This window comes from Burkholderia sp. Ax-1719 (assembly GCF_011753055.1).
Taxonomy (GTDB): Bacteria; Pseudomonadota; Gammaproteobacteria; order Burkholderiales; family Burkholderiaceae; genus Paraburkholderia.
The window spans coordinates 35,831-59,570 of record NZ_VWWJ01000029.1 but is presented as its reverse complement, the minus strand read 5'-3'; the positions used below and the strand labels follow the sequence as shown (position 1 = coordinate 59,570).

Below are 23,740 nucleotides of genomic sequence, written 5' to 3'. Positions count from 1 at the left end.
CGCATCCACCGATGCCGACGCCATGCACAGCACGCTCACCGCAACGCTTGCCTCACGCTTCGCCTCGCTCGCCCTCGCGCATCTGACGCGCGAATATCCGAACAAGCTCACACATTCGCTAGCCGGGCCGCAGGACGTGCAGGGGCCGCGCGCGCTGCATCCCGTGTTCTACGGCAGTTACGACTGGCATTCGTGCGTGCATGGCTATTGGCTCGTCGCGCATCTGCTTGCGCGTTTCCCGGCTTTGCCCGAAGCGTCGCGTATCGTCGCCGTCATCGACGAGCATTTCACCGACGAAAAAATGGCGGGTGAGCGCGCCTATCTCGACCTGCCTCACAATCGTGGCTTCGAACGCCCTTACGGCTGGGCGTGGCTACTCGCACTCTCGGGACAATTGCACGGCATGCGCTCGCCGCAAGCCGCGCGCTGGTCAAGTACGCTCACGCCACTCACTGAGGCGTTCGTCGAGCGCTTCGAGGAATTCTTGCCGAAGGCGACCTATCCGCTGCGCGTGGGCACGCATTTCAACACCGCATTCGCGCTCACGCTCGTGCTGGATTTCGCGCGGCAGACTTCGCGCGATTCCTTAGCAAAGCTGATTGAATCTACGGCGCGCCGCTGGTACGAAGGCGATGCGAATTGCCAGGCGTGGGAACCGTCGGGCGATGAATTCCTTTCACCCGCGCTGATGGAAGCCGTGTTGATGAGCCGCGTGATGGGCACTGATGAATTTGCCGCGTGGTTTGCGCGCTTTCTGCCGGCGCTTGCCGGGCGCGAGCCCGCCACGCTGTTTCTGCCCGCCACCGTCACCGACCGCAGCGACGGCAAGATCGCCCACCTGGACGGATTGAACCTTAGCCGCGCATGGTGCCAGCGCACGCTCGCGCGCGTGCTGCCCGAAGGCGACACGCGCGTCGAGGTGTTACAGGAAGCAGCGCAAACGCACCTGGATACCGCGCTGGCGCACGTGGCCGGCGACTACATGGGCGAGCACTGGCTCGCCTCTTTCGCCACGCTCGCGCTGGAAGCGTAAAAGCCTCGCTAGACCGCTCAGGCCGCTGCTGCTTCCATCGCCACACGCTCGCACAGGGAGACGGGATCGAGCAGCATCAGCGTGCCTTGCCCCGGCAATTCCACCGCTTCGCGCATGTCGCTGCGCACGTTGACGCCAGCGCCACGCGTGAGCATGGCGGGCATCGTCAGTTGCGCCCCGCCCTTGAGCGTAACGATGTCCTCGACCGAATCGACCAGCAGGCCATATTTCTCGCCGTGATGCTCGACGATCAGGATCTTCGCGCGCACAAGGTCTTCATACGGCGGCATCGCGTACATCGCGCGCACGTCGATCACCGTCACAATCTTGCCGCGCAGATTCAACACGCCACGCACGAACGGCGGCAATCCAGGCGTCCTGACGATGTCATCGCGATAGTCGATCACCTCGCGCAGCTCGGTAATACGCACGCCTACCAACTGACCGATGCGGAACGTCACAATCGTCTGGCGCGTGCCGTTGCCGCGCTTTTGCGCCGCTGTGGCGGCCTCCGTGGCCTTGCGATAGAGATCACGATGGCCCGCCGCCACCGCCGCGATGCGCGCGTTTTCGTAGAGCGCGTCGGCGCTTACGAGCAGCACGCCCGCCACGCCGTCGGCAGCCAGATAGCCGGCAAATAGCGAGCGGTGTGCGGTGCCATAAGATGGCATCGGCAGGATCTGATCGTCTCGATACGCCACGATACTCGCCACCTCATCCACCAGCAGTCCGAAGTAAAGCTCGTCGCGATGCAAGACGACAATGCGACGCTCATCGGCGGAAACTTCGCAATCCGGCGCGCGCGCGAAACCCAGAAAGCGCCCAAAATCCAGCACCGGCACGGTCGCTCCGCGCAGATTGAGCATGCCGATACAGACATCGTCGGCGAACGGCGAATGTTGCAGCGCCGGCACGCGGATGATTTCCTGAATCGCGCCCATCGGCAATGCCAGCGCCGTGCCGCCCACCTTGAACGACACGTTCTGGCGGCGCTGCCCCTGCTGAACACGCCGTTCGGTTGTGCGCGCAACCGGTTCGGCGAGATGCGGCACATCGCGCAGTTGCAGCAGCGCGGCAGCGGAGAGCACCTGCAAGATGCGCTCGCCGCCGTCGAGCTTCAGCACCGCGCCGATTGCCGAAGGCGCGCTGCCCTCGACGGTTTCGATCGCGATCACCTGATCCTTTGGCACCCGCAGGATTTCGCCGGTGGCGTCGAACTGCAGGCCCACGCGCGCATTCGCCGTTTCGACGATGGCGATCTTGCGCACGCCCGTCGCGCCTTCAGCCGGAAGATTCAATAGCTGGCGCAGATCGACCACTGGAATTAGCGTGCCGCGCAGATTGAACAAGCCGAGCAGATACGACGGCGCCAGCGGCACCGGCGTGAGCGCACCGGGATGATTGACCACTTCCTGGAGCGCGGTCACAGGCAGCGCGAGCTCCGTGCCAGCCAGATGAAACGACCCGTATAGCTCGAGCTGGCCAGCACCGGCCAGCGAACGATGATTCATCGTCAAGCTCCATTTGAAATGAGCGTTGTGATGTCGAGGTTGCTTACGTATTGCGCAAGAATCGCACCGCTCAAGCCGGACGCGAAAAACGCCGCACCGCGTAATGCGGCTGCTCGCAGTCGATGGTCAGTTGCCGCCCGCACTCGCCGCCCACGTCCATATGAACGACGCGCACGCCCGCCCCTGCCAGCACCTGCTGGGCCATCCGCACGTTGAGGTCGCCAATTGGCTCATGCAGCGTAGTGCGGTGCTGCATCATGTTGGCCCCGCCCGCCAGCACGGCTTCGATTTCACCGTCGGGCGCGCTTTCTGCGCCCATCATCGAAATCAGCGCGGGCAACGCATCGACCACGTATTTGGCGCCGTTGCCGAGTTGCGCGCCGGGTACCGCGTAGCGCGAGTGTCCAACCGGCTGCGGCAAGAGGCAGTGTGCCAGGCCGTAGGTATTGCGCGCACGCCACAACAGCCCGATGCCCACGCACGATCCCAGCGTCGCGCGCAGCACGCGTGCATCGCTGCCGCTGCTCACCGCGATCTCGCACATCTTCACCTGCAGGTCACGCGTGCTCATGGTCGCGCTCCTCACGGTGATCGCTGTTGCGATAAATCAGCGGCTGCTCGAACGTAAAGCCCGTCGAGACGCGGCTAAGCGACTCCGACTCGCCGACGATCAGAATGGCATCGGGCTTCATCGCCCGGCGCACATTGGCAAGCACCGCCTGCTGCCCGTCGAGATCGAAATAGATCAGCACGTTGCGCAGCAGAACCAGATCGAACTGGCCCAGATCGCGCGGCACGCTATAGAGATTGTGCTGACGAAACGAGACGTGCGTACGCAGCGCGTCGTTAACGGTAGCCTGCGCGCCCTCGCTGCGAAACCACTTCTGCAACAGCGCGGGATGGCTGGCGCGCAGGCCTTCGATACTGCGCCCCTGATAGCTGCCTGCCCGCGCACTGGCCAGAATGCCGTCCGAAATATCCGTGCCGACGATGGCATAGCGAAACGCCGCCTCGCTCGCGCGGAACTCTTCGCACAGCATGGCGGTGGTCCAGGCTTCCTCGCCGCTCGACGCCGCCGCCGACCACACGCGCAGCGGCGTACCCTCATGCGTCGCGTACCACTGCGGCAGATAGGTCTGCGCCAGGTATTCCCAGATGCGCGGCGTACGAAAGAACGAAGTCTCGTTGGTCGTCACGAGGTCGATAAAATCGCGCACTTCCTCGCTGCTCGTGTCGAGCACCTGAAGGTAGTCGCGATAGTCCGGCAGACCGAGCGCCATCACGCGCCGGCGCAAGCGGCCCTTGAGCATGGTCCACTTGCGCTCGTTCATCGCAATGCCAGTATGACGGCGCACCTGTTCGATCAGTGCGCGCTGCACTGATGCTTCGACATCCTTATCGATATCCATTGCCGTGCTCCCCGCGCCGTCAGACGACGAAACGCGCGACGGTCTTGTCGAGGCCTTCGGCGCCGCCCTTGAGGGTGGCAGCCGCACGGGCAATGGTGTCGCAGGCGCCGGCCGACTTCTCCGTCTCCTCGGCCACCTGCTGGATCGCCGCGGCCACTTCGCGCGCGGCGATCAGTTGCTCGTCCGCGCCGCAGGAGATTTCGGAGATCGCCTGGGTGGTTCGGCTCACGCCGCTCAGGATGCGCTCGAACGCTTCGCCGGCCTGCTTCGAAATTTCGCTGCCTTGCGCCACGCGCTTGACCGACTCGTTGATGAGCTTGGAGATTTCCTTGGTTGCCTGCGAGGAGCGTTCTGCGAGCTTGCGCACTTCATCGGCAACCACCGAGAAGCCCAAGCCGTGCTCGCCCGCGCGCGCGGCTTCGATTGCGGCATTGAAAGCGAGCAGATTGGTCTGGCTGGCGATCTCGCCAATTACCTTGATGATTTCGCCGATGTCTTCCGACGAGCGGTTGATCAGCTCCATCGCTTCGATCGAGCGCGTGACGGCCTTCGAGCCGCGCTCCGCTTCCTGCTGCGTGTCCTTGGCGAGCTGGTCGGCGCCGCGCGAGTTATCGGCGATCGAATTGATCGATGCGGTCAGCTCCTCAATGGACGCGTTCATTTCCTCGACGGTCGCGCCCAGCAACTGTGCGCCGCCCGCGACGGTATCCGCACGCGCCGCGATGTCCTGCGACGAGTCCTTGAACGTGCCCGCCGACTCCACCACCTTGCCGATCACGCCCGCGAGGTCGCTCATCATGCTCTTGATGCCGGCGGCGAGCTGGTCGATCGGTTCGTCGCCCTGCACGTCCACTTCGCCGCTCAGATCGCCTGCTGCGGCCTTGCGCACGGTTTCGAGCAGCTTTTCGACTTTGCGCTGGTCGTCTTCGGCACGACGCTTGACGCTTTCTTCCAGTTCGACCTGCGCGGTCACGTCGTTAGCGAACTTCACGACCTTGTAGAGACGGCCGTTGACGTCGAAGATCGGGTTGTAGGTCGCCTGGATCCACACCACGCGGCCGCCCTTGCCGATGCGCTTGTAGCGGCCCATATCGTATTCGCCACGATTGAGTTTGGCCCAGAACTCGCGGTATTCGGGCGTGGCTGCGTAGGTTTCTTCGCAGAACATGCGGTGGTGCTTGCCCTGGATTTCGTCGAGACGATAGCCCAGGGTGTCGAGGAAATTCTGGTTCGCCTGCAGCACGATGCCGGTCGTATCGAATTCGATCACGGCCTGCGCCTTGTCGATCGCGCGCAGACGTCCGGCGGATTCGGCGTGCTCCTGCTTGGCCTGGGTGATGTCGGTGGCGAACTTGATGACCTTGTACGGGCGGCCTTCCTTGTCCATCACCGGGTTATACGAGGCGTTGATCCAGATCTCGCGGCCGTCGCGCGCCATGCGCCGGTATTCGCCGCGGTCGAATTCGCCGCGTCCCAGACGCTCCCAGAACAGGCGATAGGTTTCGCTGCAGGCATATTCAGGATCACAGAACATCCGGTGGTGCTTGCCGCGCACTTCTTCCAGCGTGTAGCCGAGCGTCTTCAGAAAGTTGTCGTTGGCGTGCAGGATGATGCCCTGCAGATCGAATTCGATCACTGCCTGCACCCGGTTCAGTGCGGCGCTCACCGCGCTCAGTTCGACCAGTTCGAGCTCACGGTCCGGCGTCGAATGTTCCATCGTTTCCCTCGTAGTTTTGTGGTTCGCGAGCTGTCGCTATCTGGGCGAAGTCACGCGTAAGGCCTGCAAGCCATTGCTTTCATTGCAGGCGCTCTCTCAGTGCATTTTGTAATGTGTTTATTGCCGTTCGGCCTGGCCGATCGATTTGTTCGACCTGGCCGAATCGTTTTAAGACATAGAATCCAACGCCAATAAATTGGCTTTCCCTACCAGCGCTATAACGGCCCGCTTAGTATAGGGCTTGACCAGGGGTTTTCTCTAATGCAAACGTTATCTTTCCCGTATTTTCGGGCCTCGACATGGAGCGATTTTTATTCTCTTTCAAATCCTTTCCAGAAAATGGCACACGATGAATATATAGGGTCACAAAATCGCTCGCGCCGCAATTTTTTTATGTTGGCATTGAAATTCGCAAGCCGTAGTTTCAATAAAATCACTCGCCGATTAAGCGCAAATTCTCTATTTCGACCATAAAAAACCCAATGGGCCGTTCGGGCTTACCGAACGCGAATATGCAGATCGCAAATCGGGGAAGCGCGTTGCCGGAACGCTGCACCGCGATGGACAACACCATGTCCAATTATTACAAGACGCTGCCGCACGAATTCGGCCCTGTTCGCGCATCCAGTCGTACGAAGCCGATGGATCGGGCCACGAAGCCGCAGCTTGCACGCCGTTCGGCGCGCAACGCCAGGCCGTCGCGGCCCGCTTGTCTTTCCGTTGTAACAACTCGAAAAAACAGCGCAACTCCCGTAATTGCCTTGCGCCCTACGATGACTTAGCGTTGAAAGATGCAAGGGCACGACCGTGCGGGACACCGTCCGCCAGCCCGATTGCCCGAACCCATCCGTTCTGGAGAACGTTGTGAGAAGGTCGAAATTGATACTTGGGGCCGCGGTTGCTGCCATCGCCTGTGCGAGTGGCGCGGCGCAGGCGGCGCGCGTCGGCGTCTTTATTGGCGGCGGTGTGCCTTATTACTATCCGGTTGCGCCCGTGCCGTACTACTGGGGACCGCCGCCGCCCGTGATCGTCGCGCCGCCGCCCGAAGCGCCGGACTATGTCGAGCAGGGTCAGCCGCAAACCTCTGCGGGCAATTATCAAGGTAACTACCAAGGTAACTACCAGCAAGGCCCGGCCGATTCGCCCAACGCGAGCGACAACAGCGACACCTGGTACTACTGCGACGCGTCCAAAACCTACTACCCGTACGTGAAGCAGTGCTCGTCGGGCTGGCGCTCGGTGCCGGCCCAACCTGCGCCGTCGAACTGACTGACGAGATCGAACCGCACATGAAACCGACTTATTTCGCGCTGCTCGCCGCGGCTGGCCTCCTGAGCGCGTGCGCCGTGGTGCCAACCGGCCCGAGCGTGATGGCTCTGCCGGGCACCGGCAAGAGCTTCGACCAGTTCCGCAACGACGACTACAACTGCCGCCAGTTCGCCTTCCAGCAAACCGGCGGCGTTTCCACCAACCAGGCGGCGACCAACTCGGCGGTGGGCAGCGCCGTGGTGGGCACGGCGCTCGGCGCGGCCGCCGGCGCTGCGTTCGGCGGCGGCCAGGGCGCGGCGATTGGCGCAGGCGCGGGTCTGCTGGCTGGCAGCGCAGTGGGCATGGGCAACGCACAGGGTTCCGCGTGGGACGTGCAGCGCCGCTATGACTACGCCTACCTGCAGTGCATGTACGCGAACGGCAACCGCATTCCGGTCGCGGGCCGCATGCAGACGCAGCAACCGTATCAGACCTATCAGCCGCAACAGCGTTATCTACCGCCTCCGCCGCCGGGCTCCGCGCCCCCGCCGCCCGCGGGCGCTTACTAATGCGAAAGGCCTGAACGCCGTCAGACGTTCAGGCCTTTTTCATTGCGGCATCGCGCCCGCTCAAACCGCCATCAATCTCCCGCCGATGCCTTCAACGACGTTTCGGCTTCCGAATAGAAACCAGGCATCGTGCTGCTCCAGCCGGGATTCGATGCGCGCGTGAGCTGCGTCCAGCTGACCTGCTGCGTCGCGCCCGTTTCGGTGTCGATCAGCGTCACTTGCGGCGGCTGGGTCGCGGTCTTGAGCTTACCGTCCTTCGGCGCGCTCTTGTCCTCCAGCAGCGGTTGCAGCACCGGCGCCAGCGATTTCAGCAATTGCACGGAGAGCGCGCTGGTGAAGCTGTAGCGCGCTGCATACGGCTCATGCACCCACGCCGTCAGCGTGCCGTAGAAGCGGTCGCCAATCACAAATACGAAGGTTGCGCTGCGGTTCACCTTACGCGATTCGATCAGACGCGCACCCGGCGCATAGACGTTGAAGCGCTGGTCGCCCGTGCCCGTCTTGCCGTAGACCGGCAGCATCTTGCCGTCGGGCATCGGCATGCCGTCGGCGAGACGTTTGGCCGTGCCGCCTTCCACCACCGAGCTCAGCAGCTCGCGCGTCACCTTGGCGATCTGCGGCGAAATCAAGGGCTGCGGCGGCGTGGACGCATGCACGAAGCGCGTTTCATACGGCGTGCCGCGCGCGAAGTCGAGCGATTCGAAGCTATGCGTCGGCAGCTTTTCGCCATCGCTCGACACGAGGCCGATCAGATAGGCCAGCGCCGCCGGACGGTCGCCCGATGCGCCAATCGCCGCGCCATAAGACGGCGTGATGCTGTCGAACGGATAGCCCAGCGCGCGCCACGATTTGCCGATCGCATCATAGGCCTGCAATTCGATCATGCGGCGGATACGGCGGTCCTGCGTCGCGTGATAGCGCGTCTTGAACAGCCACTTGTACGTATAGAGACGCACATCGCGGCTTTGCTGCTGGACCTGCGCGAGCGTTGCATCCGGATGCGCGCGCTGATAGTTGAGCAGCCACAATTCGAGCGGATGGATGCCCGCGATATAACCGCGATCGTTGAGGTTGAATTTGTCGATCTGGTACTTGTCGTAATACTTCGCGAGATCTTCGTCGTCCAGCCACTGGAACTTGGTGTTCTTGAGCTGCGCGCGCATCTGCGCGTTGAACCAGTCCTGCTTGCCGTCCGGGTTCACGCTGCGCAGCACGGTGGCGATGCGCGCCGGTCCTTTACGGGTGTGTTGCAGCAGCAGCGCCAGCGCGTCGTCGCTGCTCTTGCCTTGATAGCGCATATAGAAGCGCTTCATATACACCTGGCTTTCGCCATCGACGAATTGCGTGAGATAGCGGTTGCGCGCCACAGGATCGTCAAGCCACACCGAAGGCGGACCCGACGTCTGAATCATTTCGTAGTGCACGATATCGCGCATCAGGCGCACGAACACGAGATTCACCGAATGCTGGAAGGCGCGCTGCACCGTGAGAATCTGCGCGTTATCGCTCGATTCGAAATTGTTGAAGCTCTGCGCGCCGCCACCGGTATAAAAAGTTTCGCCCGGATTCGCCGAATACTTGCGCTGCACCGCTTCTTCGAGCATCGCGTCGAGGGAACGGTCCTGCGTCTTCGACAGATAGTCGATCGCCCAGCGCGTAAGTGCATCGCTCGGATCGACCTGCGGGAGCATGGCGCGCAGCGTCTTCGCATCTTCGTTCGCGTACTTGTCATGCAACGCGGTGACGATCTGCAGATACGTGATGATCGTGCGCAGCTTGGCCGTCGAACCCAGATTCAGACGCGCGCCCGAATTGATGTCGAAGGGCTGATTCACGCTGTCGGTCTGCACGCGCACGAGGTTTTCGCCGTTGCTGCGCTCGAACAGCGTAAAGCTATAGGCGATCTTCGACGGATCGTCGGAGGGCTTCAGCATCTCGAAGCCTACGAGGCCCGCTTCGCGCGCGCCGTCCTTGGTCGCGGCATCGGCGAGACGGTCGCTCACGGCCTGCTGCACGGCGTCGTCGAGCGTCGCGGTGGCGGTGAGGTCGAGACGGTCCAGATCGTAGAGCGTCTTCAGACCGAGCGCCTGCATCAACTGCGTACGCAACGTCAGCACCGCCTTGCGATCCACATACGACGCCGGCGGCCGCGGCGCAGGTTTCGAACGGTCGAGCGTAAGCTGCGTGGCGAGCGCGGCGTCGCGCAGCGCGGGCGAGATCACGCCGCCGCTGGCGAGCAGGCGCAGATAACTATCCGTCAGCCTGGCAAGCGCGTCGTTGTTCTTCTGCAGGAAATACGACGGCGCGCGCTGCGCAATCAGCAGCGAAAGCACCTGGCGGAAGGCCAGCGCCTGCTCGTCGAGCGTCGTGCTCGACACCGGCTCGCGCAGGATGCGGTTCACGTCGCGGAAATCGCGCCCGTACCAGGCGGCAAGACCATCGCCGATACCGCTCACCTCGCCGATGCCCGCCTTCGCCGAAAGCGGCACGGAATTCAGGTAGTGAACCAGAATCTGCTGGCGCGCCGGCATCGTCTGCGGGCCGTCGAGGTACGCGCGCACGGAAGCCGACGCAATCTGGCGCAGCTTCTCGGGCGGCGTGGCGGTGCGTCCGCCCGCCGAGTGGCGGAACTTCTCGATCTGCGTGGCAAGCGTACTGCCGCCAGGCGTCTGCTGATGACGATTGACGATGCGCGCGCCCTGATCGACCAGCGCGCGGCTAAAGCGTCCCCAGTCGATAGCAGGATTGCGGTTCGGCTGGTCGGCCGCCAGCAGATATTTGTCTTCGATAAAGAGCAGCGAGTCGCGCACGAGCGGCGGCACGGCGTCGAAGCTCTCGTATGCGCGCTGTGGATAGCGCGTGTGAAACAGCGTCCCGCCATTGGCGTCGCGCAGCACGATGCCGGCCTGATCCTTTTCCTCGAAGGGCAGGAAAAGACCATCCTGCGCGAGCTGGATCATGCGTTCTGAATCACGCGCCTGCGCCGCGATGGTGAAACCGCGCTGCGTAAGCCGCTCGGTGAACGACGGCAACTGCGCGTAACCCAGCCGCACGTCGTAGGGGCCGTTGGTAGTGGGGAATTGAACGTTGTGACTCGGCCCGCTTTCGACTGTGAAGCCGATGTCGCGTGTGAGTTCGGAGAGATAGCGCGCCTGAAGCCGGGAGGTATCGATCTCGATCTGGACGATGCGCGCCAATATGACTATGGCAGCCAGAAACGCGACGATGAAACCCCATTTGACCCACCGCCAGATCGAACCGGCACCGGTGGCGCGAACAGGAAAACGGACCGACGGGCGGCTCATGGTTATTCTCCCTGACGTCGCGTCAGATCGCGGAGTACACCTCTGGAAGATAGTCTATCTCGCCCGGTGCGTTCGTGTGCGCTCGTAACGCGTGTCGAATACAAGAGTCGCATGCCCGCAACAGGCGTGCCCGCGCGATTCCCGAGGCTCGCACCGCAATCCGCCATCTGCACGCCATCTCCACGCCTTTGGCCGCCACATCAGTGTTTTCACCGCCCCATCAATGTGCGCGAGCCCACGCCGGCATGCGACGTGCTGCCGATATAATCTTCGGTCCCCCGGCCGCCTGCGGCCCATGCATCAGGAGCAATATGAAGAAGCTAGTCGTGCCCCTTGCCTTTTCGCTCACGCTCGGCGCTTGCGCCTGGTTTCAAAGCAATCCGGATTCCGGCCAGCCCGTGATCGATTCGACGACCAACCGTTCGGTTCGCGATGTGATTTCGTGTCTGACGGTGGAAGCCACCCGGCATAACTCCAGCTTCAGCACGACTTCGTTGCCCCAGGGCGAAATGCTCGACTTCGGCGACTCGAACGTCATCAAGGTGCGCGCCGACAACGGCACCACGACCTATCGCTTCTACGCCGGCAAGCGCCACGCATCGAACCTCTGGATCGAGGGCGCGAGCAAGACTTGCGCGCCTTGATCGCGCGCCTCCCTCACCCAGCCGCTTGTCGCGTTTGTCTTCTGTAAACAGGGATTTGCGTCACGTGAAAGACACGCGGCGCAAGCCCTGTGACATCGGCTTACGCGCCGTAACGGCATGTAGTATGGCGACACATTTTCGCGGGCGGGTTTTAAGAATCGTTTAAGACTTCGTCCGCATCATCGCGTCACCCATAAGAAACGCAGCAGGAGGTGCCCGTGTACTGGACAGGTTCGAAGCAAACGGCAACAAAGACAGCAAGCAGCGAGCAGGACGCCAAGCCGACCAAGGCTGGCAAGCGCACGATCCTGCGCCGCCTCCTGAGCCATCACGAACTGGCCACGTTGCTGGTGCTGCTGCATGCGCCCATCGACGCGCACGCGAAGCCCGAGATCTCGTCGCTCCAGGAAGCGGGTCTGGTCGAACAGGTGCCCGGCGATGTCGCCGCAGGCGCCACGCAGATCCGGCTGACGCCCGAAGGCAATGCGGTCCTGCAGGGACTCGGCCTCGCACGTTGATGAGGCATCGCGACGAGTGGATGATCCACGGTCGGCGCGCTCAGTCACGATGAATAGCAAAACGGCGGCACGCATAAGCGTGCCGCCGTTTTTTTATCCTGCAACTTCTTTGTGGCTACAACGGATCAATCGTGTGCAAGCGCTTCCAGGGCAGCCCGCGCAAGAAACCCGCTTCGCGTTTCATGGCGTTGCGCCACATAGGCATCGATCTTATGCAAGACAAAGCGAGGAAGGCTGATGTTGATTCTCTCAGGCTTGCTGTCCAACTTCGTCAAGTCGATGTCTACCAGCGCCCAGATCGCTCCGGCGTACTCAGGCTTCGCCGCCAGGTGCTCTATCGCGGAACTCGTGAAACTCATCTCTTCGCCGAGTTCGATCAATGTCACGACGTGACCGGTGATCGCTTCTTTGGCGTTCTTTAACGCCTCGTCGATGGTGTCGCCCCAGGAGTGCACGCCCGGAATATCCGGAACCGTAACTCCATAGACGCTCCCATCGTCCTTATGGATCGCGATGGGAAACTCCATTTCTGACCTCGTCTTCGTCTCTTGCTACCGATTGCCGGAGTACGCCTCGTGCAGATGCAAACGACTACTTACTGCTTGAGGCCAGCGGCTTTCAGGATGCTCGACGTTGTTCCAGTCGGCAGGTCTTTTTTCGGGTGAGGCACCGTCACAAGACCCGGCTTCCGGGCGTGTTTAAAGTGATGATGGCTGCCCGTAACGCGTACGAGGTACCAGCCATCCTCTTCCAGCATCCGGATAAGCTTTGATGAGTTCATCGCGCCTCCGTCTGCAGCGTGTGTAATTCTACACACGCTGCAACATGAACCCAAGAGAAAGTGGTTGTGAGTGTGGTCGAGCGTCCGCCGCTCTCACGCCACCCTCAAGCCGCAGCACGCTCGAACGGCGCTTCATCCTGCAATCGCAGCAACCGGTAGCCGCTCTTATAGACCGGCTGCAACCGAAAGCCGTTGTGTTCCTCGATGTCGAGCAGCACGCGCAGGCGTGAAACATGGCTGTCGATCGTGCGCGTGAGCGTGTGCAACTCGCGCCCCCAGACCATCGCGTAGATGTGGTCGCGCGACAGCACCCGGCCGACGTTGGCAAAGAACAGCGAAGCCAGCCGATACTGCGTGGTCGACAGCTCGACGGCATTGCCATGCACCGTGACGAGCTGACGGCGCATGTCGAAGTGATAAGGCCCGGCGTCGAGCATCGGCATTTCGTAACGCTCGGGGAAAGCGCGCCGCAGCAGCGCATTCACGCGCGCGCGCAACACCGATGCGCACACAGGCAGGCTCACGTAGTCGTCGGCACCCACGGCAAACGCGCGCACCACGCTGTCGTCCGAAGCGTCTTCGGAGGCGAACAGCACCGGGATCTGGTTGCCGTTCACCGCGCGCACCGTCTTCAAGAGATCCGTGCCCGAAAACCGCGTGCCCTGCCAGTCGAGCACCAGCATGTCGACGGTGGATGCAGCCAGCGCCCTGGCCAGCATGATGCCGTCGCTGAACGGCAGGCAGGCGTGTCCGCTCTGCGTGAGCGCGCGCTCGATCTGGCCGCGCTGGGTGGCGTCGCGTTGAAGAATCGCGATACGCATAAGGAAACCTCTCAAATTCGGAGAGTGCAATTCTGTGGAGAAGTGCACAGGCCGCCCATAAGAGGAGTCTGAATTGCGGCGCGGCGCGTCAGGTTTGCGCATGTGCATCAACGCGCCGTCATTCACCGTGCTCACGCCTGCCATGCCAGGCGCATCGTCGGCTTCCTGTAAAATCGCCGGCTGGCTAGAAGTCGTCGACGCGCGCCCCCTACCCTGGCCTACCCGGCCCCGCGCGCGCCGTTCCCCGTGCCCACCCGCGCCCGCCTTCCGACCGCCGCCGCCCGACGCGCCATCCGCGCGTACGCCGGCGTGACGCCAAATCGGCTTCAAATCGGCTCAAAACCGGCTACAAATCGACCTCCCGTCGACATCGATAACAATTTCACGGTATCTGGACATTTCGGAAATGCAGGCAACGGATCTGGACGCTCGCGCAAGCGTCCCGGCGCGCGCGCTCACGCGCAGCGACTACAAGACGCTCGGCCTCGCCGCTCTCGGCGGTGCGCTTGAGTTCTACGACTTCATCATCTTCGTGTTTTTCGCCCCGGCGATTGGCCAGTTGTTCTTTCCGGCGGCGATTCCCGACTGGCTGCGCCAGTTGCAGACCTTCGGCATCTTCGCGGCGGGCTATCTGGCGCGTCCGCTCGGCGGCATCGTCATGGCGCACTTCGGCGACCTGCTCGGCCGCAAGCGCATGTTCACGCTCTCGGTGCTGCTGATGGCGCTGCCCACGCTCGCGATGGGCTGCCTGCCCACCTATGCGACGATCGGCGCGCTCGCGCCCGTGCTGCTGCTCGCCCTGCGCGTGCTGCAAGGCGCGGCCGTGGGCGGCGAGGTGCCGGGCGCATGGGTGTTCGTCTCCGAGCACGTGCCGCGCCGTCATACCGGCTACGCCTGCGGCACGCTGACAGCGGGTCTCACCTTCGGCATCCTGCTGGGTTCGCTGATCGCGGCGGCGGTCAATCATCGCTTCGCGCCCACGGAAATCGCCTCCTATGCTTGGCGCATACCTTTCCTGATTGGCGGCGTTTTTGGCCTGTTTTCGGTGTATTTGCGCCGCTGGTTGCACGAAACGCCGGTATTCGCGGAAATGCAGGCGCGCAAGTCGCTCGCCGACGAAATCCCGCTCAAGGCCGTGCTGCGCGACCACGGCCGCGCCGTGATCGTCTCGATGCTGCTGACGTGGATGCTCTCGGCCGCCATCGTGGTCGTGATCCTGATGACGCCGCCGCTGCTGCAAAAGCAGTTCCATCTGGACGCCACCACGTCACTGCTCGCCAACTGCGTCGCCACGGTGTTCCTGACCATCGGCTGTATCAGCGCGGGCGCGCTCGCCGACCGCTTCGGCGCGCGCCGCGTGCTGTCGATTGGCGGCATCGCGCTGGCGCTCTCGTACTACACGCTTTTCCGTCAGATGTCCGTCGATAGTTCCATGCTGATGCCGCTCTATGCGGTGGCCGGTCTGCTGGTGGGCACGATTGGCGCGGTGCCCTTCGTGCTGGTCAATGCGTTCCCGCCGGTGGTGCGCTTCTCGGGCATCTCGTTCTCGTACAACGTCGCGTATGCGGTGTTCGGCGGTCTCACGCCCATCGTCGTGGCCTTGCTGATGAAGTCGCAGCCGCTTGCGCCCACGTACTACGTCGCCGCAATCTGCGTGCTGGGCGCGCTGACCACACTGTTCTTCAAGGACCCGGTGCGAGGCGATTGAGCCCATCCCTCGTCGCAAGCATTTGAAGCGGTCAAAAAACGGCGCCCGATCATGATCCGGCGCCGTTTTTATTTCGACCTTTCACGTCAGCCCGAAACGTCGTCGCTGGCCGCGTCCTAACATTGGACGCATGAAACCCACACACGCCACTCCGCCAGCCACCCCTCATGTCCGCTTCACGCCTGCGCTCCTGCGCATCGTGGGGACGGTCAGCGTGGGCTTCGTCGTCACCCAGCTCGACGTCACCATCGTCAATATCGCGCTCGCGCGCATCGCCGCCGATCTGCACGCGAACGTTGCGCGCCTCCAATGGATCGTCGATGCCTATACGCTCGCTTTCGCGGTGCTGATGCTCTCGGGCGGCGTGCTCGGCGACCGCTATGGCGCGCGCCGTATGTACATGGTCGGCCTCGTGGTGTTCGCGCTGGCCTCGCTCGCCTGCGGTCTCGCGCCCAATCCGGCCCTGCTGATCGCTGCCCGCGCGCTGCAAGGCGCGGGAGCCGCCGCCATGCTGCCGAATTCGCTCGCGCTGCTCAACGAGGCCTGCCGCCACGAGCGCTCGCTGCGCGCCCGCGCCGTGGGCTTCTGGACCGCGGCGGGCGCGATCTCGATCGCCGCCGGCCCGGTTGCCGGCGGCCTCCTGATCGCGGCGTTCGGCTGGCGCAGCATCTTCCTGGTGAATCTGCCGCTGTGCGCGGCGGGGCTGGCTGCCACACTCGCCTGGATTCCGGCGAAGCCCCGCAATGCCAATGCCAATGCCAATGCCGACGCCGATACACCCGCCGCTGCCCCGCAACGCCCACGCAGTCTGGACGTGCGCGGCCAACTGCTCGCCGTCGTCGCGCTCACGGCCTTCACGGGCGCGGTGATTGAGTGGCGTCCGCTCGGCTTCGCGCATTGGGCGATCTGGGGCGGCCTGCTGCTCGCCGTGGTGGCGGGCGTGGCCTTCGTCGCCCAGGAGGCGCGCACGGCGGACCCCATGCTGCCGCTGGCGATGCTGCGCAATCGCACCTTCAGCGCGGCCGTCTTATTCGGCATCTGCGTGAATCTCACCTACTACGGCACCGTATTCGTGCTGGCGCTGTTTCTCCAGCATGCACGCGGTCAGACGCCGCTACAGGCAGGGCTCACCTTTATCCCACTGACGGGCGGCTTCCTGATTTCCAATATCGCCAGCGGGCATGTCGTGTCGCGCTTTGGCACGCGCTTGCCGATGATCGGCGGCGCGCTGGTGGCGGGGCTCGGCTATGCGCTGCTGATTCCCGTCGATGCGGGCACGCCGCTTGTCGCCTTGCTGGCCGCCTTCCTGCTGATCCCCAGCGGCATGGGGCTCGCCGTCCCGGCCATGACGACGACGGTGCTGAGTTCGGTCGAGCCGGCGCGCGCCGGTACGGCATCGGCGTTGTTGAACACGGCGCGCCAGGCGGGCGGCGCGGTGGGCGTGGCGGCGTTCGGCGCCCTGACGGGCGGCGGCGCGGCGGCCGAAATCACGGGCGGTCTGCATGCCGACGCGGGCATTTCCGCCGCGCTGTTGTTGGTCGCAGCATGCCTGGCCTGGACGATGCGCGCCGATTCGCCTCATTGCGCCCCAGCCGCAACGGCTGAACCGCGCATGAAGACGTCGCGCTAAACGAAAAAGGCTCCTCGCGGAGCCTTTTTGACCTGCCGCACGACGCAGCGCGCGTTTAAAGCGACGTCTCCTGGATCGCGCCCGTGCTCAGGGCTCGTTCGATGAGTCCGTCGTTCTGCGCCTTCTTGATCGCGTGAGCGATCAGTTGCGCCGGCTCCTCAAGCTCCGCCTTGAGCGCGCCGAGCAGGCCCGAGGCATCGAGGATCACCAGTGTGGTCGCCGTATCGGCGGTGCTGATCAGCACGCGGCGCGTGCCGTCGTCGGCGAGACTCGCGCAGAACTGCCCCGTCTTGCCGCCCACGTTGAAGTCGAAATTTTGTATCAAAGCCGGCTCCCTTTTTCGTGTGGATTAATGGATCGTGTCCGTGATCGACCTGCGCGACGCCACAGCGTTTCAGCCGCCAAATCCGCCGCGCGGCGCGCGCAGACCATCTATGGAAGCACGTCCCGCGCCCGTTACCGTCAACAGCAGGAAACCTCCGGCAATGGCCACATTTTTCCAGAAGTGCACGACGGCATCCTGCTGCAACGCGGCCTGGGTGACATTCCAGAAATCGTGCCCGAGTATGGCCGTAACGATAGCGTACACGGCCAGCACGAAAGCGACGAAGCGCGTGCGTACGCCAAATACGATCGCAAGGCCGCCCAGCAGTTCGATGGCGACTGCAACGGGCGCTGTGAACTGCGCGTAGGGCACGTTATGCCCGTGCAGATAGCCGACGAACCCCGCGTACCCCAGTAGCTTCATCGCGCCGCCCCAGAGAAACAGGATCGCGAGCGCAAGTCGGGCGATGAAGATGATGAGGGAATCGGCGGGACGGGTCATGGAGGGCTCCGGTTTGCAATTACGCAATGACCGTGGTCGCGCCCTACAGTTCCCCGGAGTAGTGGATTACCTGAATGGAAGAATAGCGAGGAGGAAGGAGCACACCACGAGATCGCAGCATCGGGCACGTGATGATTGATTCGTACTCCGATACATATAGAGCGGACTTGAGCGATCGATGTGACGATGCTTTCGCTGCGCGTTTACCCGCGTCAGCGGTCTTTCAGAGCGAAAGCAAAAGGAAAAGCCGAAGCCAAAACCGGAACGCAGGCACGCTCAGTGCCTGTGTCGCATACCACCGTGCGGACGGCGTCCGTCGAGCCAGCGGGTCACACGCTGTTCGATCGCGCCCCGGCTGCGGCGCGAAATCACCCATGACGCCGCGCACACCAGCACCATCACGGCCGGTCCCAGCAGATAAGCAGCAACCGTTTCCCTCATGGCCGTCTCCTTCGCCAAGCCGCCAGACAGAGTGTGAGGATTAGATTCTAGGCGATCAAAAGTCGACCGGTAAGCGTCTTGAGCGATCGCCGCGCGCGTTCTTTCGTACGGTTTTCTTATATCGTACTTATGGCGCGATAGCCCACCCGAATCGCGCGCTGCGGGAAGGTAAAACGGCGGCCTCAAGTCGTCTGTGGTGCAGCGCACATGACCTCTGAGGTAATGGATGACGTGCATCGTTTCGTTAGGATCGGCAGCATGAGCACACTCGTTCCCACGCCGTTCGTAGTTCCGGCGCTGTCCTCAGGCGCTGGCCGCCGCAGTGTGGGCGAGCTGCTGCGCGAATGGCGCGTGCGCCGCCGCATGAGTCAGCTTCTGCTCGCCACCGAGGCCGAAATATCGACGCGCCATCTGAGCTTCGTGGAATCGGGACGCGCGACGCCCAGCCGGGAAATGGTGATGCATCTCGCCGAGCAGCTTGACGTGCCGCTGCGCGAGCGCAATGCGCTGCTGGTCGCGGCAGGCTACGCGCCGATGTATCGCGAGCGTCCGCTCGACGATCCGCATTTGGCGGCGGCACGCGACGCGGTGGAACTCGTGTTGCGCGGCCACGAACCTTACCCCGCGCTTGCGGTGGACCGACACTGGAATATCGTGGCGTCCAACGGCGCGCTCGCGCCGCTGATCGGCGATGCGTCGCCCGCGCTGCTTGCCGCGCCCATCAACGCGCTGCGCCTTTCGCTGCATCCCGAAGGCATCGCGCCGCGCATCCTCAACTGGCACGCGTGGCGCGCGCATCTGCTTGCGAGACTGCAACGGCAAATCGAGGCAAGCGCCGATGATGTCCTCGTCAAACTTCACGACGAACTCGCCGCGTATCCCACGCCGCCCGGCGCGGCGCCCGCCAGCAGCGAACCCATCCAGCACCTGATCGCCGTGCCGCTGCGCGTGCGGAGTGCGCTCGGCGAGCTGTCGTTCTACAGCGCCACGACGGTATTTGGCACGCCCGTCGACATCACGCTGTCCGAACTGGCCATCGAAGCCTTCTTCCCCGCCGATGCGCGAACCGCCGAAGCCCTGCGCAATAAAAGCATTTAAATCAGGATTTAAAAAAGCGAAATAAAAGGTGCATATGGCCCCGGCGCTGTGGCATTCGCCGTTACAAAGCGCCCGCAGCCGCAGGAAACCTGCCTTCAATCTGTAACAGCTTTGCGCTGACGCCTGCCTGCACGCGCCTGAAGCGCGCCTTTCAACGGCGACGCGGCTCCCGCACGGTTTACCTCACGTCATGACACAAAACACCGCCCGTTTTAGCGACGGACTGCCATGACAAAACTGTTGTTTTCATGCCAATTACATATACGCGTAAACCAGCACCGGTAAAAAGCGCGTCAACGAGCCGCAGTTGTATCTGCTCTGTCACAACTTGACAAAGCCAGTTACACAGGGTCGAAACACTAGTTACAGATTAATCCTCATATGTATTAACAAAACACTGGGTACTTCTTACCTGTCAACGTAATTCCTTTCAAAGCGTTTATTCGGCATATCCGGCGCAGCAGTCTTTTCCGATTCGTTGCGCATGCATCGACAACACCCTGAAAACCCTTATTTTATGGGCTTTTCAGCTTACTGCCCCACCCCATAAGGCTTTGCTGGCGACTGTCACAGAAGTGTCTTCAATCTGCAGAAAAAGTTACCGAAATTATTTGTAACAGCCGGATTATTTTTTTGCAGAGGGATTGATTTCTGAGATTAGTCCTCATACAATTCGCTCCAACGTGTTACGAGTTGTAACACGTTGTATCAAAGAGTCAGGCGCCACCGTGAATGAGTGGACCGACGCTAGAGCCAAAAAAGTTACAACGGCAGCAAATGCCGGGGGGTTAATCGGGGCTTCGGAAAAGAGAGAAATGGACCGCAGCAGCGAGACGCTGGATTCAATCCGCGAAATTAATTTGTCGTACCTGATGCTCGCACAGCGCATGCTGCGCGAGGACAAACCGGTCGGTATGTTCCGACTGGGTCTGTCGTCGGAACTGGCTGATCTGCTCGCCGGTCTGTCGCTCGCACAGATCGTCAAGCTAGCCGCTTCCGACCAGCTTCTTTGTCTTTTCCGCTTTGACGACCATGCCATGTTGACTGCGCTTACGCAGACCACGCGGCATGCCGACGTAGCGGCCACTCACGCGGCGATCCTGCTTGCAGGTCAGCCGGCTGTGCAATTCGCCTGAGGGACGGGTCATGACGACGAACCGCCGCAGCCTCACCGAAGACGCGCAGGAAGTTTTTCGCGCGATCGCGCTGATCGAGCTGGGTGCACGGATGCAGGTGCTGGAAAGCGAACTTTCGCTGTCCCGCGACCGCATGATCCGTCTGTACCGCGAGATCCGCGGCGTGTCGCCGCCCAAGGGTATGTTGCCGTTCTCGGCGGACTGGTACATGACGTGGCTGGCCAACATCCACGCCTCGTTGTTCTACAACACGTACCTGTTCCTCAAGAACGAAGCGCGTTGCTCGCATCTCGACGCGCTGACCAAGGGGTTCCGGCTGTATCTGGAACACTGCCGCCACAGCGGGACCGAGCCGGTGCTCGATCTCACGCGTGCGTGGACCCTGGTGCGGTTTTTTGATGCCGATATTCTGCAGATGACGCCTTGCTGCCGTTGTGGCGGTAAGTTCGTCGCGCACAAACACGACCTGCAGCACAACGTCGTGTGTGGTGCATGCCAGCCGCCTTCGCGCGCCGGCAAGACGAAGAAGGCGGCTGCAGCGCGACGGGGCGCAGAGCAGACCGAGCGCAACCTTCCGGTGGAAACGCCGGACGGCATTGCCGAGGCTGCATAAGCGTAGGAGAGCCAAGATCCGGTTAAACCGGACGCAGCAGCAGTAAAGACTAGACGCGATGCCGTCCGGTGCGCCACAGCGTGCCGGACGGCGAAGCGCATTCCGCCGCCCTTCCCTCCTGTTTCAATTCCCCGCGAAGGTCTCCCAGACCAGCCACAGGTTCGCCGCCGTAATCACGGCGAAGAGCAGCCATGCGATCAGCCGCGTCGGCAGCCGGTTCGCGAACTTGCCCATCAAGGCACGATCGTTTGTCATGCGAATGAGCGGCCAGAGCGCAAACGGCAGCTGCAGACTCAGCACCACCTGGCTTGCCACCAGCAGCTTGCCCACCGCGCCGTTGCCCAGCCACCACACGCCGACAAAGGCCGGAATCAGCGCCAGTACGCGCGTGATGAGCCGCCGCTGATAGCAGGGGATCTTCATCCGCAGGAAGCCTTCCATGATGACCTGCCCCGCCACCGTGCCCGTGAACGTCGAGCTTTGCCCCGAAGCCAGCAGCGTCACCGCGAACAGCACGGCAGCCGCGCCGCTGCCGACGATTGGCGCGAGCAGCTTGTAGGCGTCTTCGATTTCGGTCACGCCGGTGTGGCCCGTGGCGTGAAACGCCGCGGCTGCGAGAATCAGGATCGCCGCGTTGATGAGCAGCGCGAGCACCAGCGAAACAATCGTATCGATGCGTGACAGGCCGATGGCCTGACCGATGCCGGCGTCGTCGCGTTTGACGGCGCGCGTCTGCACGATCGACGAATGCAGATAGAGGTTATGCGGCATCACCGTCGCGCCCAGAATGCCGATGGCGAGGTATAGCGGCTCCTGCGAGGCGATCGCGTGCCACGACGGCACCGCGCCCGCAAACACCGAGGGCCAGTGCGGCTTCACGAGCGCCAGCTCGATCACATAGCCCAGCCCGATGGTCGCGATCAGGCCCGCCATGATCGCTTCGAGCGTGCGGAAGTTCTTGCCCTTCAGGCCGAGCACGATAATCGTGTCGAAGGCGGTGAGCACGATGCCCCACATCAGCGAGCAGCCCAGCAGCAGATGGAAGGCGAGCGCGCCGCCCAGCACTTCGGCGAGATCGCAGGCGATGATCGCCAGTTCCGCCAGCGCCCATTGGCCCAGCACGATGGGTTTGCTGTAGCGCTCGCGCGACAGTTCGGCAAGATCGCGGCCAGTGACGATGCCCAGACGCATCGCCAGGCATTGCAGCGCCATCGCCGCGAGGCTGGAAAGCACCACGACGAACAGCAGGTTGTAACCGTATTTCGAGCCGGCCTCGATATCGGTGGCCCAGTTGCCGGGGTCCATATAGCCGATCGACACCAGCAAGCCGGGCCCCGCGAATTGCAGGAGCTTCTTCCAGAACGGCGCGCCCGGCGAAACCGCCACGCTGCCTTGTACTTCGGAAGGACAAAACGGCGCCGTCGCCGTGGTCGGTAATCTGAACTCCAACGGTGCGATCCTCGAAGGGGTGAAGTGCGCGCGACTGATGTGTTTTCGTACTGCAATTCAAGGCGCGCGATCGGTCCCTCAAGTGTACAGCGTCGGCTCCGGCAGCTCTCTCAAGAGCGTGTAGCGCCCCACGTCGCGCAGACGGTAGTCGAGCGGATCGTGCAGCGTGTGCACGCGCGCGTTGCGCCAGAAGCGGTCGAGCGCAAGCGCTGCGTTGGTGGCGCGCGCGCCGCAGGCGTCGAACAGTTGCTCGCCCGCATCGAGCGCCGCGCGATGGGCGACGATCTTCGCCTCCGAGACCGCCAGCGAAACTTCGGCGCGCGTCGCGGCCTCCAGCGCGTCGCCCTGCTCCCATGCGGCGTCGAGAATGGCGGCGGCGCGATCGGCCAGCACGGCGGCGGATAGCGCCTTGATGCGCATCTCGCCGAAACGCTGCTGGAGATAGGGGTCGTCCGCGGCGCGCTGAACGCCCGAGTTGACCCACGGACGGCCATTGGCCAGCACATAGTCGCGCGCCTCTTCCAGCGCTCCTTGCGCAATACCGACGAACAGATTGGTCAGCACCAGTTGCGACACCAGCGTGCGCAGCGATGCGCGCGGCGTATCGGGCCGATGCAGCACTTCGGCAGCGCGCACCTCGACGGCGTCGAACGAAACGGTGCCGCTATCGGTCTGGCGCTGGCCGATCGGGTCCCAGTCGTCGTGCACGGTGATGCCCGCGCGCGTAGTCGGCACCACCGCGAACACGGGGTTGCCGGTGGCCGGATCGTGGCCGCTCACGGTCATCATCTGCGAGCCCGTGGTGCCGGAACAGAAACCTTTCTTGCCGTGTAGACGCCAGCCGCCAGCGCCATCGGTTTGAGCGATCAAGCGCGTATCGAGCGGATTCACCGCATTGCCCCACCACCAGCGATGCTCGACCGTGCCTTGCAGCCAGTTCGCGCGCTGCGCGGCGTTGCCCCACAAATCGACGGTCGCCACCTGCAGGAACTGGAAGCCGAGCAGATGCGCCAGCGCGCTATCCACGCGCGCGATCGTGCGAAGGGTGTCGTAGAGCGTGCCCCAGCGTGTGCCGTCACGCCCGAATCGACCGCCGGATTCATGCGGCACCGCGAGTGCGAGCAGCCCCGCATCGGCGATCAACTGCTTTTCGGCGGCGGCGTGACCGCCCGCCAGATCGCGGCGCGCGGCGCTCGCGCGCAAGGTCTCGATCAGCGCGGCGAGTCGTGCGTCGTGCTGGGATTGCGCCGGGTGCGTCTGCGGCGGCCGTGGATCGTTCATAC

Annotated in this window: 22 protein-coding genes and 1 pseudogene; 10 read left to right on the top strand and 13 right to left on the bottom strand. The window is 63.0% G+C overall.

The annotated features are described in order from the left end of the window. Positions 1–22: 22 nt before the first annotated feature. The gene (locus F3J17_RS31695; protein WP_167069000.1) at positions 23–1,033 is read left to right on the top strand and encodes a DUF2891 domain-containing protein; all 1,011 of its coding nucleotides are present in this window, start codon (positions 23–25) and stop codon (positions 1,031–1,033) included. A gap of 17 nt (positions 1,034–1,050) precedes the next feature. On the opposite strand, the gene F3J17_RS31690 is transcribed toward F3J17_RS31695, so the two are convergent. The 4 genes from F3J17_RS31690 to F3J17_RS31675 form a co-directional block, all read right to left on the bottom strand. Continuing rightward, a complete protein-coding gene (locus tag F3J17_RS31690) occupies positions 1,051–2,544 on the bottom strand; it encodes a chemotaxis protein CheW (RefSeq protein WP_167068997.1) in 1,494 nt (497 codons plus the stop codon). A gap of 70 nt (positions 2,545–2,614) precedes the next feature. Then, complete coding sequence (locus F3J17_RS31685) at positions 2,615–3,115, bottom strand: chemotaxis protein CheD (protein WP_167068994.1); 501 nt, start codon at positions 3,113–3,115, stop codon at positions 2,615–2,617. Further along, positions 3,102–3,953: a protein-glutamate O-methyltransferase CheR gene (locus tag F3J17_RS31680; RefSeq protein WP_167068991.1), complete on the bottom strand. Its 852-nt coding sequence runs from the start codon at positions 3,951–3,953 to the stop codon at positions 3,102–3,104. Before F3J17_RS31680 ends, F3J17_RS31685 begins: the two co-directional genes overlap by 14 nt. A 19-nt stretch (positions 3,954–3,972) precedes the next feature. Beyond that, the gene (locus F3J17_RS31675; RefSeq protein WP_167068988.1) at positions 3,973–5,670 is read right to left on the bottom strand and encodes a methyl-accepting chemotaxis protein; all 1,698 of its coding nucleotides are present in this window, start codon (positions 5,668–5,670) and stop codon (positions 3,973–3,975) included. A gap of 864 nt (positions 5,671–6,534) precedes the next feature. Here F3J17_RS31675 and F3J17_RS31670 point away from each other — a divergent pair. Together F3J17_RS31670 and F3J17_RS31665 are read left to right on the top strand one after the other, a co-directional pair. Next, on the top strand, positions 6,535–6,939 hold the full coding sequence (locus tag F3J17_RS31670) for a hypothetical protein (RefSeq protein WP_167068985.1): 405 nt from the start codon (positions 6,535–6,537) through the stop codon (positions 6,937–6,939). 20 nt (positions 6,940–6,959) lie between these two features. Further along, positions 6,960–7,487 (top strand): YMGG-like glycine zipper-containing protein, encoded by a 528-nt coding sequence (locus tag F3J17_RS31665; protein WP_167068982.1) that lies wholly within the window; start codon positions 6,960–6,962, stop codon positions 7,485–7,487. A 272-nt stretch (positions 7,488–7,759) separates the two neighbouring features. Here F3J17_RS31665 and F3J17_RS31660 read toward each other — a convergent pair. Then, a pseudogene (locus tag F3J17_RS31660) lies at positions 7,760–10,792 on the bottom strand (transglycosylase domain-containing protein); the annotation flags it as partial. 311 nt (positions 10,793–11,103) lie between these two features. Here F3J17_RS31660 and F3J17_RS31655 point away from each other — a divergent pair. Together F3J17_RS31655 and F3J17_RS31650 are read left to right on the top strand one after the other, a co-directional pair. Further along, positions 11,104–11,436 carry a hypothetical protein gene (locus F3J17_RS31655; RefSeq protein ID WP_167068976.1) on the top strand — a complete coding sequence of 111 codons (333 nt, stop codon included), beginning with the start codon at positions 11,104–11,106 and terminating at the stop codon, positions 11,434–11,436. Between the two features lie 305 nt (positions 11,437–11,741). Then, the gene (locus F3J17_RS31650; protein WP_167069088.1) at positions 11,742–11,954 is read left to right on the top strand and encodes a hypothetical protein; all 213 of its coding nucleotides are present in this window, start codon (positions 11,742–11,744) and stop codon (positions 11,952–11,954) included. Between the two features lie 125 nt (positions 11,955–12,079). Here F3J17_RS31650 and F3J17_RS31645 read toward each other — a convergent pair whose 3' ends face one another. From F3J17_RS31645 to F3J17_RS31635, 3 genes are all read right to left on the bottom strand, one after another. Beyond that, positions 12,080–12,481: a type II toxin-antitoxin system HicB family antitoxin gene (locus F3J17_RS31645; protein WP_167068973.1), complete on the bottom strand. Its 402-nt coding sequence runs from the start codon at positions 12,479–12,481 to the stop codon at positions 12,080–12,082. 68 nt (positions 12,482–12,549) lie between these two features. Further along, complete coding sequence (locus F3J17_RS31640; protein ID WP_167068970.1) at positions 12,550–12,735, bottom strand: type II toxin-antitoxin system HicA family toxin; 186 nt, start codon at positions 12,733–12,735, stop codon at positions 12,550–12,552. A gap of 104 nt (positions 12,736–12,839) precedes the next feature. Continuing rightward, a complete protein-coding gene (locus F3J17_RS31635; RefSeq protein WP_167068967.1) occupies positions 12,840–13,556 on the bottom strand; it encodes a response regulator transcription factor in 717 nt (238 codons plus the stop codon). A 406-nt stretch (positions 13,557–13,962) separates the two neighbouring features. On the opposite strand from F3J17_RS31635, the gene F3J17_RS31630 reads away from it, so the two are divergent. Further along, on the top strand, positions 13,963–15,264 hold the full coding sequence (locus F3J17_RS31630) for an MFS transporter (protein WP_167068964.1): 1,302 nt from the start codon (positions 13,963–13,965) through the stop codon (positions 15,262–15,264). Between the two features lie 130 nt (positions 15,265–15,394). Further along, positions 15,395–16,894 carry an MFS transporter gene (locus F3J17_RS31625; RefSeq protein WP_167068961.1) on the top strand — a complete coding sequence of 500 codons (1,500 nt, stop codon included), beginning with the start codon at positions 15,395–15,397 and terminating at the stop codon, positions 16,892–16,894. Positions 16,895–16,949: 55 nt separating this feature from the next. Here the strand turns inward: F3J17_RS31625 and F3J17_RS31620 are convergent, their stop codons facing one another. The 3 genes from F3J17_RS31620 to F3J17_RS31610 all read right to left on the bottom strand — a co-directional run bounded on the left by F3J17_RS31620 (position 16,950) and on the right by F3J17_RS31610 (position 18,161). Beyond that, a complete protein-coding gene (locus F3J17_RS31620; protein ID WP_167068958.1) occupies positions 16,950–17,219 on the bottom strand; it encodes a hypothetical protein in 270 nt (89 codons plus the stop codon). Positions 17,220–17,288: 69 nt separating this feature from the next. Further along, a complete protein-coding gene (locus F3J17_RS31615) occupies positions 17,289–17,720 on the bottom strand; it encodes a DoxX family protein (protein WP_167068955.1) in 432 nt (143 codons plus the stop codon). A 276-nt stretch (positions 17,721–17,996) separates the two neighbouring features. After that, the gene (locus tag F3J17_RS31610) at positions 17,997–18,161 is read right to left on the bottom strand and encodes a hypothetical protein (RefSeq protein WP_167068952.1); all 165 of its coding nucleotides are present in this window, start codon (positions 18,159–18,161) and stop codon (positions 17,997–17,999) included. 258 nt (positions 18,162–18,419) lie between these two features. On the opposite strand from F3J17_RS31610, the gene F3J17_RS31605 reads away from it, so the two are divergent. From F3J17_RS31605 to flhC, 3 genes are all read left to right on the top strand, one after another. Then, positions 18,420–19,259 (top strand): helix-turn-helix transcriptional regulator, encoded by an 840-nt coding sequence (locus F3J17_RS31605; RefSeq protein WP_167068949.1) that lies wholly within the window; start codon positions 18,420–18,422, stop codon positions 19,257–19,259. Positions 19,260–20,074: 815 nt separating this feature from the next. Next, positions 20,075–20,395 (top strand): flagellar transcriptional regulator FlhD, encoded by a 321-nt coding sequence (gene flhD, locus F3J17_RS31600; RefSeq protein WP_167069085.1) that lies wholly within the window; start codon positions 20,075–20,077, stop codon positions 20,393–20,395. A gap of 10 nt (positions 20,396–20,405) precedes the next feature. Continuing rightward, on the top strand, positions 20,406–21,008 hold the full coding sequence (gene flhC / locus F3J17_RS31595) for a flagellar transcriptional regulator FlhC (protein WP_103703088.1): 603 nt from the start codon (positions 20,406–20,408) through the stop codon (positions 21,006–21,008). A gap of 123 nt (positions 21,009–21,131) precedes the next feature. On the opposite strand, the gene F3J17_RS31590 is transcribed toward flhC, so the two are convergent. Together F3J17_RS31590 and F3J17_RS31585 are read right to left on the bottom strand one after the other, a co-directional pair. Further along, entirely contained in the window at positions 21,132–22,457 is a 1,326-nt protein-coding gene (locus F3J17_RS31590; protein ID WP_167068946.1) for an Nramp family divalent metal transporter, read from the bottom strand. A gap of 78 nt (positions 22,458–22,535) precedes the next feature. After that, positions 22,536–23,738 carry an acyl-CoA dehydrogenase family protein gene (locus tag F3J17_RS31585; protein WP_167068942.1) on the bottom strand — a complete coding sequence of 401 codons (1,203 nt, stop codon included), beginning with the start codon at positions 23,736–23,738 and terminating at the stop codon, positions 22,536–22,538. Between the last annotated feature and the right edge of the window lie 2 nt (positions 23,739–23,740).